Genomic DNA, 12,753 nt, shown 5'->3' with positions numbered 1-12,753 from the left:
AAGTGGTCGCGCATTCTCCGGTTTTCGCGAGTATATCTACGTATTGAACCTCTGCCCCGTTCATAGAATTCTGCTTGCTGATTGTCGGAAATTTGCAGCGGGCGGTCGCAGTAATGAAGTTTGAGCTACAGTTTTTTGGCGCGACCGAAGAGGTCACCGGTTCCTTGTACGTGATCCGCACGGGTCAGCATACCGTCTTGCTCGAATGCGGCCTCGTACAGGGTGGTCGCAAGGACGAACTGCGCAATGCCGAGCCGTTTCCGGTGCCGATTAAAGATATTGACGCGGTCATATTGAGCCATGCGCATATCGATCACTCGGGGCGTGTTCCACTACTGGCAAAGCGTGGATATACGGGGCCGGTGTACACCCAGAATGCGACCCGTGAACTTTGTTCAATCATGCTTCCGGACTCGGGATACCTGCATGAAAAGGATGCTGAGTGGGAAAATCGCAAGCGTGACAAGAAAGGCGAAGAACCGGTAGAAGCTCTGTACACGCGAGCTGACGCTGAAGATTCCCTTAAGCTTTTCCGTAGCTTTCGCTACGAAGAATCGACGGAAATCTTGCCAGGCCTGTGGCTACGGTTCCTGGACGCCGGGCACATTCTTGGCTCGGCGATCGTCGAGCTACGTTGTAGCGACGGCACTGCCAGCCGTACATTGGTATTCACCGGCGACCTTGGCTACCGGGACGCGCCAGTGATGGAGCCGCCAAAACGCCTCAAACACGCCGATGCGGTATTAATGGAAAGCACCTATGGCGACCGTTTGCATCGCTCGTTTGACGAAACGCTGATTGAACTGGCTGACATCTTTCAACGTGCGAGAGCCAGCAAAGGCAACATCCTGATACCGGCTTTTACCGTTGGCAGAACCCAGGACCTCCTGTACCTGATGTCGCAAAACTACAAGCGATGGGGTCTTGCTGACTGGCACATTTACCTCGACAGCCCCATGGGCATAGAGGCAACCAAAGTCTACGCCCGCTTTCGTCACTTGTATGGCGCCGAGCTGTTTCGCCCTGGTTCCGAATTGCCGAATCTGCCGAACTTTCACGCGACCATGACGACCGAAGAGTCTATGGGGATCAATACGATACGGTCAGGGGCCATCATCATCGCGGGCAGTGGCATGTGCACGGGCGGGCGCATCCATCACCACCTGAAAAACAATATTGACCGGGCTGAGTGCCATGTCATTTTGATCGGTTTTCAGGCGCACGGCACACTCGGCAGGCGACTCGTCGATGGCGAAACCGAGATTCGGCTATGGGGCGAAACACTGCCTGTTCGCGCGCAGATCCACACAGTGGGAGGTTTGTCCGCTCACGGCGACCAGGCTGATCTCATTGACTGGTACCGAAACTTTGCGAACCGGCCGCCGCTCTACCTTGTGCATGGTGAGCCGAAAGCGCAGCAAGCACTGCAAGAGAAACTGCGCGAGACGCTGAACGCACCGGCCTCGATTGCTGTCCGTGGGCAGAAAATAGAGATCTAGCTTCGTGAATGACAAGAGAAGAGATAAGGGTCGCGCCTGCGTTGTACCACCACCGGTCGATCCCGCGAAACGCAAGTCGCCACTACCGTCGCAAAGTATCAAGTCACAGTTTGACGACCCCGACGCGGCCGCGCGGGTCGCTGCACTGGTTGCCAGTGACAGCTATCGTGAAGCGGACAAGGACTCAACCTTTCTGCAGGACGACCTCGTCCGAGGTGCAAGGCTCGGTCTGGACTACATGAAACCGGACTTGCTGATGCGTCAGGCGGGTGTGCAGAACACGTTGGTGGTATTCGGTGGCACGCGCATTGTTGAACCAGCAGAAGCTCAGCGGCGCGTTGCCGAGCTGAATCAATTGCTGGAAAACAATCCTGACGATGTTGAGATCGCTGCTCGCCTCAAGGTCGCAAAACGCATTCTAAAAATAAGCCACTACTACACTATTGCGCGGGAGTTTGGCGCCATCGTCGGCCGGGCCGGCGATGGACCGGCCGACTGCCGTCTCACCGTCATGACGGGCGGTGGACCCGGCATCATGGAAGCTGCCAACCGGGGTGCGTTTGACGTTGGCGCGAAGAGCATCGGGCTGAACATCACGTTGCCGCATGAACAGTTTCCAAACCCCTATGTGAGTCCCGGGCTTTGCTTCTCCGTACGCTACTTTGGCATTCGCAAACTGCACTTCCTGATGCGCGCTCGCGCGCTGGTTTTTTTCCCAGGCGGCTTCGGTACCCTTGACGAGCTGTTCGACGTGCTGACTTTGGCCCAGACACGCAAGATTATTCCTGTGCCTATCGTGTTGGTAGGTGAGTCATTCTGGCGCAGAATTCTCGACTCTGAGGCACTGGCCGCGAACGGGGTAATCGATCCAGAGGATCTGGACCTGTTCTGGTATGCCGAGTCCGCCCAGGGCATATGGGATGGGATCAACGAATGGTATCAGCGCTCCGGCAGCTCGCTGTTCTGCGAAAAATTACAGGCTAACTAGCACACCTGAGCCACCCTGCCATCTTGGCACTTATCCGGCAACACGTTAACACCCACCTAATCAGCCATAGCCTGCGAGCCTGATCGCGACCTATTTTCTAGCCGCGAGTTGTTCGGCAAGTTGCTGTATTGCCGCATCGCTCACATCATCAAGACCGAGTGGTGGATGCCGTATTTCGCCGTTAAGCACAGCATGAATGCGCACCGCCAGTTCCTGACTATCCTTTCCGGCAAAGCTGAGCTTGCCCTGGTGGCAGTTTGCACAGCTGGTTGTTGCGGGTTCACTGTGTGCAACGACGTCGCGCGTTTGCAATGCAGTGAGCGCAAATACCGCGATCGCCACCGTCGAGGCAAACACGGCCACTGTTTTAATCCTACTCATCATCATCTCCTCGGTGTGTTGCCCGGAATCGAAAACCACGCGCCGCTGGTCAGTGCCTTCAGGACGTCCCGTCTCGCGATCACGCCGACCAGTTTATTGTCCTCTGTAACCGGGTAGCGACGAAAGCTTCGGCGCACGAACTGTTCGGCAAGATCAAGCAGACTGAGATCGACGTCGACGGTCTCTATGTCGCTGGACATGTAATTGCTTACGCGACCGCCTGCTTCATCAAAGTAGCCGGCATCCAGAGCAACACCGATACAGTCGCGCTCGGTCAGGATGCCCTTGAGAGCGCCATGGTTGTCTATAACCAGCAGCCCGGAGATGTTCTGGTCAACAAGTATCTTGACCGCCGACATGATGTCGGCATCCGGCTCCGTGGTGTGGAGTTTGGTTGTCATGAAGTCACGCACACGTAATGGATGAATCATCGGCGACATTCCTCACGTGGCCTGGCACGATCCAGGCACTCGCATTCGCGCCCGCAGCCGCGCTTGAGTTCTTGTGTGCGTCCCAACAGCATGCCGAGTGCCATGGCCGCCATCATCAGGCAGAACGCAACAAACGTTGCAATGAATATAGTCATGTGCCGAAGTTATCGAACAGTATGCTGTCCGCCTCCACGCCAAAGTCCTCCAGCATTGCCACAACTGCACTGCTCATCAGCGGAGGTCCACACAAATAGTACTCTGCATCCTCCGGTGCCGGGTGATTGGCGAGATAGGTGTCCCGGACGACCGCATGAATGAAGCCCCGCGGGCCACTCCAGCCGGGGTCGGCCTTGCGATCGGACAGGGCTACATGCCAGCTGAAGTTTTCGTACTCGCGCGCCAAAGCCTCGAATTCGTCAGCAAGGCAGATATCGGCCTTGTCGCGCGCTCCATACCAGAGACTGATACGTCTCGCAGTCTTCTGACCGACGAGCTGGTCTTGCAGAATCGCGCGTAACGGGGCGATACCGGCACCGCCACCGATCAACACCATTTCGGCAGCCGAGTCCCGCGCATGGAATTCACCGAAAGGTCCTGACATCTCGACAGTGTCACCAGCGGCAAGGGAAAAAAGGAACGACGATACGAGCCCTGGCGGCGTTCTCGCGGAGGCGTTCGCGGGCGGCAAAGCAATGCGCACGATCAACCGTATTGTACCGGCTTCCTGCGGCGCGCTCGCAATCGAGTACGCGCGCTTCTCAGCAACCTCCCGTTCAGCTTCAAGCGCAAACAGGCCATCGCGCTGCCAGACTTCCCGGTATTCTTCCGGAATTGCAAAATCGGCAAAACGCGTCTTTCCCGGCGGAGCCTCGATAAGAACATAGTCGCCAGCCTCGTGCCCAAGGCCCTTACCCTCTGGAAGTTCAAGGACAATTTCTTTCAGGTAGGTGGACACATTGTGATTGGAGCGCACCCGGCCCAATGACTGGCGGGCCTCCAGCAATTCATCCGCTACGCGGATCGCGAGATTGTCACGAACATTTACCATGCAGGCGAGTCGCGTACCGCTCGCCGCTTCGCGGCGGCTGATCAAGTTACGTTCGGTCGGCAAAATCTCGCCGCCGCCCGCAATGACAGTGACACGGCATTGCCCGCACGAACCGCGGCCGCCACAGGCGGCGGGTAGCAGAATATTGTTGTACGCGAGCGCATCCAGCAGTTTCTCCCCTCGCGCTACTTGCAGCGATCTCTGGCCGTTGAGGGTGATCTCTGCGGTACCGGACGGCACCAGAAAATGTCGCGCGAGCAGCACGATCGAAGACAGTAACAGCACTATCGTGGTGGAAATACCGACTATGATCACCGTTTCGCCCATCCTAGATCTCGATACCGGACAGACCGGCAAACGCGAACGCAATCAGGCCCGTTACGATGAACGAGAGGCCGAGTCCTTTCAGATCCTCAGGTGCATCGCTGTAGCGTAGTCGTTCTCTTATCGCAGCGAACACAATCACCGCCAGCGCCCAGCCTATGCCGACTCCCAGCCCGTACGCCACACTGTCAACAAAGCCAAGGCTGCGTTGCGCCATCAACAATGAAGCACCGAGGATGGCGCAATTCACCGTCAACAATGGCAGGTAAATTCCAAGTGCCTGATGCAAACGCGGGAAGGACCGGTCAAGCACCATCTCGAGTATCTGTACCAGCGCAGCAATGACACCAATAAACGCGATAAAACGCAGGAAGGACAAATCGAGTTCAGGGTAACCAGCCCACGAGAGCGCGCCAGGGGCCAGCAGATAGTTGTAGATAAGCTGGTTGACAGGCACCGTGATCAGAATGACGACCGACACGGCAATGCCGAGCCCGATCGCCGTGTCGACCCGCTTCGAAACAGCGATGTATGTACACATGCCGAGCAGAAAGACGAGCGCCAGGTTCTCGACCACCATTGCCCGAAAAACAATGTTCAGGAAGTCACTCATCGAACCGGCGGTTGCATCAGTGTCGTTGTAAGTGCCGCCGCACGCCAGCGGCGTTGCCAGGCGCGGCTGCCCCAGATGACGAACCCAATCAGGAAAAACGCACTGGGTGCGTACAGCATCATCTCGTTCTTCGGGAACGATTCCGGCAACATTGCTCGACCCAACAGCGTACCGCTGCCAAGCAGTTCACGCGTGGCAGCAACGCTTATAAGTATGGCGCCGAAACCAAGCCCATTGCCGAGTGCATCGGCAATACTGTCCATTACACGGTTATGAAGAGCGAAGGATTCAACGCGTCCAAGTACGATACAGTTGGTGATGATGAGCCCGACGAAGACTGACAAGGTGCGCGAGACTTCGGGGGCGAATGCCTTCAGGAACTCATCAACTACGATGACCGCCGATGCGATCAGCGTGACCTCCAGGATCAATCGTATGCTGCGCGGCATCAGTCCCCGTATCAGGCTGACGACAGTGTTCGAAAATAGCAGCACTGCCAGCACGGACGCTGCCATGATCAGCGCAGGCTCCAGCGAACGGGACACAGCAAGGGCGGAACACAGCCCGAGCACCTGCACGGTTATCGGATTGTCATCGAGCAAGGGAGCGCGGAGTCGCGATGTGAAAGCTGACATCAGTTCGAAGCCTCCTGCCGCAACCGGTCCAAATACGGCTTGTACCCGTCCGCGCCAAACCACTGTGCGACAAGTGTGCCGACCGCATCACTGGTAATCGACGCGCCACTGATGAGGTCCACGCCGTGACGCTGCTCGGCTCTCCGGCTTACGCTAATGCGCACCTCGCCCTGTTCGTCGTATATGCGTTTGCCCTGCCATTGTTGCAGCCATTCCGGATCTTCAATTCGATCACCTATCGCAGGAGTTTCACCGTGCTTGTAGATGACGAGGTCCTGGACTGTGTTGAAGTCCGCCGCAAGTGCGATATAGGCATAGATCGTGTCCCACATTCCCGGCCCGTGGACCGGCAGGACAATGCGCTCGATCTTGCCAGCGCGACGGACGATATAGACCGGAACGCGTTCGTTGCCGGAGCTGCTGTTGGTTGCCGCTTCATCCCGAGGATCCGCCCAGTGATCGAATGTGTGAGCATCTGTTCGAGGAAGATACTGACCGCTGCGCAACTCAACCACGTGTGCTTCCAGCTCGAGAAAGTTGCTGATGATCTCGCGATCATTCGCCGCTTCCGACGGCAACCGACCCGCTGCCTCGACTATGCTGCGGTTACGATCCAGAAGCTGGTAGCCTTCCTGCACAGGTCGGAGCGCATCAACGGCCGCCGCAACCATCACCGAGCAGATCAGGGCGATCAGGGTCGCGACAAGCAGTGTGCGCGGTACCGTATCGACGTTCATTGCGCCAGCTCGAGTGCATTAGCGTATTTCCGGCGGGCTGCTAGCGCTGTGACGTAATCAATCAATGGTACGAAAAGTGCGGCGAGCACCACGGCAAACAGCGCACTTTCGGGCCGCGCCGGATCGGCTTCCCGCATAAGAACGATTAGCGAGCCGAAAGCGAAACCGTGCAACCAGCGACCGCTTCTGGTCAGTGGCAATGTGGTTGGATCCGTAAGTATGAACGCCCAGCAAAATGCCGCGTTGCCTAACGCGAACTGCCAGTGGGCGGGCAAATTGCCACCGCACTGAAATGCAATCCATCCAGCAAACAACAAACCAACCAGTCCGCCCGCCAAGGTCCGCGCCGATGCAGCGCCGGTCAGCAGCAACCACAGGGCACCAAGCATGCAGGCCAGCGCAGAGGCCGTGCCGAGCATGCCAGTTTCCCGACCGGCAAACAGCGTCAGCCAGGTAACACCGTCCGCCACAGTCTGCGTTGCGCCTTGTTCTGCAATGAGACTCCAGCTTGTCGCTGCCGGCGCGATCGCCGGGTAGGCGAAATGCAGAAACAGCGCACCGACCGCAGTCGGACTGGTGATGTACCGCCCCGTGCCACCGAACACGTGCTTGCCTATCACCGCACCAAAACTCATTCCGATTGCGGCAAGTGTTAGTGGCGTCTGAGGAGGCAGGAGCAGCACGAACAGCCAGCTGGACATCAACCAACCGGGATCGATGCTGCGCCGCCGCAGCGATGCGAAGACAAACTCCCAGGCAGCACTGACAGCAATAGCGACCAGCAGCAACGGTACAAGGAAAGAAAGTCCGGCCAACAACTCCGTTACCGTGCTGCTCGCAGGAAGGCCTGAGATGGCGAACAATTGTTGCCGCCAATCGGCGACGTCGCTGCTCACCGCGAGCCAGTCGCGGCCAGCATTCCAGGCCCCGACCAGTGCTGCGGGAAGCGAGGCGAGAACGAACAAACGCAGCAGCGGGCCAGTACCGCGTGAATTGCACAACAGCATTTTCCCGGGCTGTTTGTTGCCGCTGAAAAGCCTGATCGGCGCAGTCAGCGATTGCGACGAGGCTTGCCCATACGCAACGTTCACCGCGAAGACTCGATGGCATCGAGCGTACGACGCAAAGCGTCACCGTACTCATTGCGGCTGGGACAAACGTAGTTGCAAAGCGCAAGGTCTTCCTCGACCAGGCCCAGGCACCCATGCCGTTCTGCCGTTTCTTCGTCGTTGGCAAGCAGTGCGCGCAGCAGCACTTGTGGTGCCGAGCGGTACGGCCATACACGCTCGAAGACTTCGAGCGGAAGCATGCCATATCGCCTGGTGCGAAGATTGATGGACGCCTGCGTGGATACCGCGCTACCAAACAATGCGCGCAGACCGCGGTGCGGCGCGACCGTTTCGTTGGGCAACAAGGTTACCTGGTTATGATAACGCCCCAGGTATCGCGCACCTTCGACGCCGTCGAGGGGCGAACCGGACACCGTAATCCCCACCGGACCATTCCATTCGTTCGATAGCTGCTGCAGATCCAAACCAGGCATCGCGTGCACCAGTCGCGGATGCGTAGCACCGGGTCCTGACAGCGAGATGACGCGTCGCGCGGACACGGTGCCTGTCAGCATCAGGTGCCCGATCGCGGCGACATCCTGGTAGCCCACATGCCAAAGATCGGCGTCGCGCGCGATTGGCAAACCGACTGAATGCAGGTGTGTACCGGCCAGCCCGGCCGGGTGCGGTCCGGCAAATTCGAGCCGCTTTATGCGCCGGCATTCCGGCACCGGTATGCTCGAATTCGGCGCAACGCAAACGTAGGTATTACCGTTCGACAATCGTGACAGTACCTTGATTCCGGCAACAAAGGAGTCTGTTTCGTCGTGCAACACCACTGCCGGGTCGGGCGCATGCGGGCGCGTATCGATTGCGGTGACAAAGAGCGCTCGGGGTTCTATCGCTGGCGAGGCGATACAATCATGCGGCCGCGCTCGCATAGCGGCCCACATACCTGAGCGAAGCAAAGTATCGCGCAAATCATCGAGCGGCAGGCTCGTCAGCGTATTAGCGCTGTGCGACGGGAAGGCTGCGACCTGGCTACCTTCCCGGGCCACGATGACTTCGCAGATGCGTCGCTTATTGCCGCGGCGAATATCGACTACACGACCGGAAACCAGCGACGTGCAGGCAATTCGCGGATCGTGCCTGTCTCGAAATAACACGTCACCAGCCTGCACCCGATCACCCACAGCAACCACAAGCCTGGGCCGCAACCCGCCGAAATCAGCGGGCTGCACGCCGACCCTGGAGCTCGTGAGCGTGCCTTCAATACGCTGCAACGGCGCGCCGGCAAGCGTGATATCGAGGCCACGTTTGAGTTCGATACGCATTTCAACATTTTCACCGTGCATGCGGTGCGCGGCACTACGTACTTTCACCTAGAGTACTGCGAAGACGGTACCTGCTAATGTCTACGGACTGGGGTACAGAGAGCGGTTCGATGATCAGACTTGCCCTTACGTGCTGTGTCTTCTCGTTACTGGCGTTCAGTGCGAATGCCAATTGCGTCGCCTGTCATGCCGAGCATGCTGCGGAACTCCTGAACCAGCCGCACAAGGCGCTCATAACAACCGATGATCCCTCCGCGGCGTGCACTTCCTGCCATGGTGACGGAACGGGGCACCCGTTTGAACCCGACAAAGTGTTTGCCTTTGTCGGCGAAGCACTGCAGCGCCAGAACCAGACCTGTACTGGCTGTCACACCGACCAACACTCAACAAATGGCGCCCATACCCGGGCAGGGGTCGCGTGTATCGACTGTCATTCGGTGCACGGGGGCAAGGAGAAGACCGCACTGCCGGCGGGCTTCGAGCGTATAGATGAGGGCTCCGCCAATTGTGCTGCTTGCCATGAGGACGTACTTGCCGAGTTCGCCTTCAACAAACGCCATCGGTTACAGGAAAACTCTCTTACCTGCGTGTCCTGTCACAATCCACACGACCGTCAATTCGTTCCGCGACTTGGAAGTGCCAAAGAATCAGTTTGTACCGATTGCCATGCCGACAAAGATGGCCCGTTCCTGTTCGAACACGATGCGTCCCGCGTTGACGGCTGCATAGCCTGTCATACACCTCATGGCAGCGCTAACCGCCACCTGCTGACGCATCAGCAGACTGGTGAACTATGTTATGCCTGTCACGCGGAGGTACCACAATTTCACCTGAGTTTTGCACCGGTCGGTGACCCCCGCTTCGGGACCAATACCGTTTGCACAAATTGTCATGTGACGATACACGGCTCCAATCTCGACCCCGGATTTCTCAAATGAGCGTTCGACCGTGGTTACTGGTGATGGCGGCCGTCGCTCCCGGTCTCTCGTTGACCGATGAACTAACAGGCGAAATTGCCATTGGTTACCGTGCTGTGTCGCTCGATGGCGATACGCCAAAATACGCTGAGGATGTGAACCTCGAAGAAGGGCCCCGATTGCTCCAGGCGACAGTAGCCTATAGACCCGAATCGGGGGATGGCAATGGACCAGATCTCGTCAATATCGATCTGTACGGATTGGGTGGTGATCCTTTTGAGAGTGCCAGGCTCGAAGTCCGAAAGTACGGTCAGTGGCATTTCACTGCCACGCGGCAACGCAGCGATTATGTGTACGAGGACATCCTCATTCTCCCGGAAAACGCCAGTATCAATGGATCGACCGGCGGTGATTATCACCACTACGATTTTTCCCGGGTGCGCGACAACGTTTCACTGGTGGGCACCCTGAGCGAACGAGCCACCGCGACTGTCGATTTTCAACGGTACGGCCGGCGCGGCGATAGTACGACAACACTTGATTTCGAACGCAATGAATTTGAGATGGAAAAGCCGATAGACGAGGAGATGCGCTTGCTTCGCGGCATTTTTCGCTACCAATGGGAACATCTTGCAGTATCGGTTGAGGAGCGGCTGAGAGAATTCGAAAGCGACTCAACAACGTTTCTCGCAGGCAGTTCGGCCGGAGAAAACCCGGATAACCTGACAACGCTGGACAATTTCTTCCTCCAGCAACCCTATGAATACAGGGGACACGAACACCTCTTGCGCGTCGATGCCTGGCCAAACGAACGGCTTGAACTGCGATTTGCGGCAATGTTCGGCAATCTCGACATGAGGACGACTGCCAATGAAACGGCCCAGGGCACCGGATACACCGGTAACCCGTACAGCAGCGACGAGAGCAACAGTGTAACTGCGGATCGCGATACCAATGTTTTCGAACTTGACCTGTCCTATGCACTCAATGACCGCTTTGCGGTCACCGGCGGAGTATCCCGGCGGGATTTCGAACAGTTTGCCTCGGATGTAACGGGCGGAGTCGCGGCGATCGGCAGCGATTGGGATGTCACCACGAACAGCGTCGAAGCGGGACTGCAGTTCGCGGCGAACCGCGAGCTGAGCGTGTCGGTGGGATGGTATGCGGATCAACGTGACGTTCGTTTCAGCGTATTCCCGACAAGTGCGCCGGCTGTCAGCCCTGACGAGAAAACGTCGACCGACGGCTTTTACGCAATGCTCGACTATCGTCCGGACAAGCATTTGAGCCTGCGGGCGAGCATTAACGAGACTGATATCGACGATCCTTTCACGCTAGCTGCGCCAGCCGATGTCAGGCGGTACCGCCTTCGCGCCCGATACACATTTGACAGCGGGCTCTCGTTCACCGGATCGCATTCGCGCACAGATTCCAGCAACGCAAGGAGCAACTGGGGCTCGGATGTCCGGCAGACAGTGTTTCGAACATCTTATTCAACGGCACGCTGGCAGTTTTCAGCGGGAATCAGTGATTATGACGCAAGCAGGCGAATTGACCGAACAGTGATTGGTGGCAGCCGGCAGGACTTGTTTGGCTACACGTGGAGCGCGCAAAGCGCGAGTGTCGACGCATCGTTGGTTTTCAAGGCCAATGAGCGATGGACAATTGGCGGAGCATACCGACAATACGATAACGATGGCAGTATTGCTGTCCGCCGCGAGGAGCTGAGTGGTTTTGCCGAGGTTCGGCTACCGCAGAATTACGCGCTTCGACTCAACCTTCGGCAAATCGATTTCAATGAGGACAACATTGAGTCCTATGATGCGCGAATAGTGGAAGCTGCGCTGCTCTTTGGCTTCTGAACATTTCCGGCTGTGCGCAATTAAGTTACTTGCCAATAGCCAAACCGCCGTTGGCAATTTCGCGAAATTAATTGGTTCACCTGGTCCACGTCCGGCAGTTGAGGATTGATCTTCAGTGACCAACTCCGGAACCCGTGGCGCCGCACCGTGCGCTGCGAAGCAGCGCGACCCCACACTAATCAAGCGTGGGGTCTCCCCAAAAAAAAACGCCGCAATAAAGGGCTGCGGCGTTTTCGATTAAAAGCCTGGCGGTGTCCTACTCTCACATGGGCAATCCTCCTGCCCAAGTGACCAGATCCACGGCCGGCAGGTGAGGATTGATCTTCAGTGACCAACTCCGGAACCCGTGGCGCCGCACCGTGCGCTGCAAAGCAGCGCGACCCCACAATAATCAAGCGTGGGGTCTCCCCAAAAAAAAAAGCCGCAACCAAGGGCTGCGGCGTTTTCGATTAAAAGCCTGGCGGTGTCCTACTCTCACATGGGGAGACCCCACACTACCATCGGCGCTGAGCGTTTTCACTTCCGAGTTCGAAAAGGGATCGGGTGGTTCCCACTCGCTATTGCCGCCAGGCAAACTGGTTGGCAATCAAGATAGCTATGCGTCCACTGCGAACGCGCAACTCGGTCTCGATCGCCGAATAAATCAACAATCTGGAAAAATTTCTGACATCTGAGAATTCAAGTATCGCACTTCCCGTCACACGTTCACCAAAGTGTTTTGGTGTTATATGGCCAAGCCTCACGAGCAATTAGTACTGGTTAGCTTCATCCATTGCTGAACTTCCACACCCAGCCTATCAACGTTGTAGTCTTCAACGGCTCTTTAGGGATCTCAAGGATCCAGGGAAATCTAATCTTGAAGGGGGCTTCCCGCTTAGATGCTTTCAGCGGTTATCCTGTCCGTATATAGCTACCCGGCAATGCCACTGGCGTGA

The 12,753-nt window shown here is 57.2% G+C and carries 13 protein-coding genes, 2 rRNA genes and 1 pseudogene (1 of these 16 only partly in view); 5 read left to right on the top strand and 11 right to left on the bottom strand.

Annotated elements, in window-relative coordinates; translation table 11 throughout:
* The first annotated feature begins 113 nt into the window (after positions 1–113).
* On the top strand, positions 114–1,499 hold the full coding sequence (locus BA177_RS03520) for an MBL fold metallo-hydrolase RNA specificity domain-containing protein (RefSeq protein ID WP_068618842.1): 1,386 nt from the start codon (positions 114–116) through the stop codon (positions 1,497–1,499).
* A 4-nt stretch (positions 1,500–1,503) separates the two neighbouring features.
* Positions 1,504–2,487 (top strand): LOG family protein, encoded by a 984-nt coding sequence (locus BA177_RS03515; RefSeq protein ID WP_068612898.1) that lies wholly within the window; start codon positions 1,504–1,506, stop codon positions 2,485–2,487.
* A 90-nt stretch (positions 2,488–2,577) separates the two neighbouring features.
* Here BA177_RS03515 and BA177_RS03510 read toward each other — a convergent pair whose 3' ends face one another.
* From BA177_RS03510 to BA177_RS18740, 9 genes are all read right to left on the bottom strand, one after another.
* Positions 2,578–2,868 (bottom strand): hypothetical protein, encoded by a 291-nt coding sequence (locus tag BA177_RS03510; protein WP_068612895.1) that lies wholly within the window; start codon positions 2,866–2,868, stop codon positions 2,578–2,580.
* A gap of 2 nt (positions 2,869–2,870) precedes the next feature.
* Positions 2,871–3,299 carry a CBS domain-containing protein gene (locus BA177_RS03505; protein WP_068618840.1) on the bottom strand — a complete coding sequence of 143 codons (429 nt, stop codon included), beginning with the start codon at positions 3,297–3,299 and terminating at the stop codon, positions 2,871–2,873.
* Positions 3,300–3,450: 151 nt separating this feature from the next.
* Complete coding sequence (gene nqrF, locus BA177_RS03500; RefSeq protein ID WP_068612892.1) at positions 3,451–4,674, bottom strand: NADH:ubiquinone reductase (Na(+)-transporting) subunit F; 1,224 nt, start codon at positions 4,672–4,674, stop codon at positions 3,451–3,453.
* Between the two features lies 1 nt (position 4,675).
* A complete protein-coding gene (gene nqrE / locus BA177_RS03495) occupies positions 4,676–5,284 on the bottom strand; it encodes an NADH:ubiquinone reductase (Na(+)-transporting) subunit E (protein ID WP_068612887.1) in 609 nt (202 codons plus the stop codon).
* The gene (locus tag BA177_RS03490; RefSeq protein ID WP_068612884.1) at positions 5,281–5,919 is read right to left on the bottom strand and encodes an NADH:ubiquinone reductase (Na(+)-transporting) subunit D; all 639 of its coding nucleotides are present in this window, start codon (positions 5,917–5,919) and stop codon (positions 5,281–5,283) included. The genes nqrE and BA177_RS03490 overlap by 4 nt, the downstream gene beginning before the upstream one ends.
* Positions 5,919–6,656 carry an NADH:ubiquinone reductase (Na(+)-transporting) subunit C gene (gene nqrC, locus BA177_RS03485; protein WP_068612881.1) on the bottom strand — a complete coding sequence of 246 codons (738 nt, stop codon included), beginning with the start codon at positions 6,654–6,656 and terminating at the stop codon, positions 5,919–5,921. The genes BA177_RS03490 and nqrC overlap by 1 nt, the downstream gene beginning before the upstream one ends.
* Positions 6,653–7,657 carry an RnfABCDGE type electron transport complex subunit D gene (locus BA177_RS03480; RefSeq protein ID WP_197493303.1) on the bottom strand — a complete coding sequence of 335 codons (1,005 nt, stop codon included), beginning with the start codon at positions 7,655–7,657 and terminating at the stop codon, positions 6,653–6,655. The genes nqrC and BA177_RS03480 overlap by 4 nt, the downstream gene beginning before the upstream one ends.
* An 86-nt stretch (positions 7,658–7,743) precedes the next feature.
* On the bottom strand, positions 7,744–9,087 hold the full coding sequence (gene nqrA / locus BA177_RS03475) for an NADH:ubiquinone reductase (Na(+)-transporting) subunit A (protein WP_156762677.1): 1,344 nt from the start codon (positions 9,085–9,087) through the stop codon (positions 7,744–7,746).
* A 98-nt stretch (positions 9,088–9,185) separates the two neighbouring features.
* Positions 9,186–9,410 carry a hypothetical protein gene (locus tag BA177_RS18740; RefSeq protein WP_197493449.1) on the bottom strand — a complete coding sequence of 75 codons (225 nt, stop codon included), beginning with the start codon at positions 9,408–9,410 and terminating at the stop codon, positions 9,186–9,188.
* Between BA177_RS18740 and BA177_RS19145 the strand changes: the two are divergent.
* From BA177_RS19145 to BA177_RS03465, 3 genes and pseudogenes are all read left to right on the top strand, one after another.
* Positions 9,351–9,674 (top strand): annotated as a pseudogene (locus tag BA177_RS19145) (cytochrome c3 family protein); the annotation flags it as partial. The gene BA177_RS18740 and the pseudogene BA177_RS19145 sit on opposite strands and share 60 nt — an antisense overlap.
* 90 nt (positions 9,675–9,764) lie before the next feature.
* Positions 9,765–9,977, top strand: a complete 213-nt coding sequence (locus BA177_RS19140) for a cytochrome c3 family protein (protein ID WP_408068429.1) — start codon at positions 9,765–9,767, stop codon at positions 9,975–9,977.
* Positions 9,974–11,818, top strand: a complete 1,845-nt coding sequence (locus BA177_RS03465; protein ID WP_082989831.1) for an outer membrane beta-barrel protein — start codon at positions 9,974–9,976, stop codon at positions 11,816–11,818. The genes BA177_RS19140 and BA177_RS03465 overlap by 4 nt, the downstream gene beginning before the upstream one ends.
* A gap of 455 nt (positions 11,819–12,273) precedes the next feature.
* On the opposite strand, the gene rrf is transcribed toward BA177_RS03465, so the two are convergent.
* Together rrf and BA177_RS03455 are read right to left on the bottom strand one after the other, a co-directional pair.
* Positions 12,274–12,389, bottom strand: a 5S ribosomal RNA gene (gene rrf, locus BA177_RS03460).
* Between the two features lie 157 nt (positions 12,390–12,546).
* A 23S ribosomal RNA gene (locus BA177_RS03455) occupies positions 12,547–12,753 on the bottom strand (it continues 2,693 nt past the right edge of the window).

It is taken from the genome of Woeseia oceani, assembly GCF_001677435.1.
GTDB lineage: Bacteria > Pseudomonadota > Gammaproteobacteria > Steroidobacterales > Woeseiaceae > Woeseia > Woeseia oceani.
The sequence above is the reverse complement of the archived record's forward strand: the minus strand, read 5'-3'. Positions and strand labels throughout refer to the sequence as shown.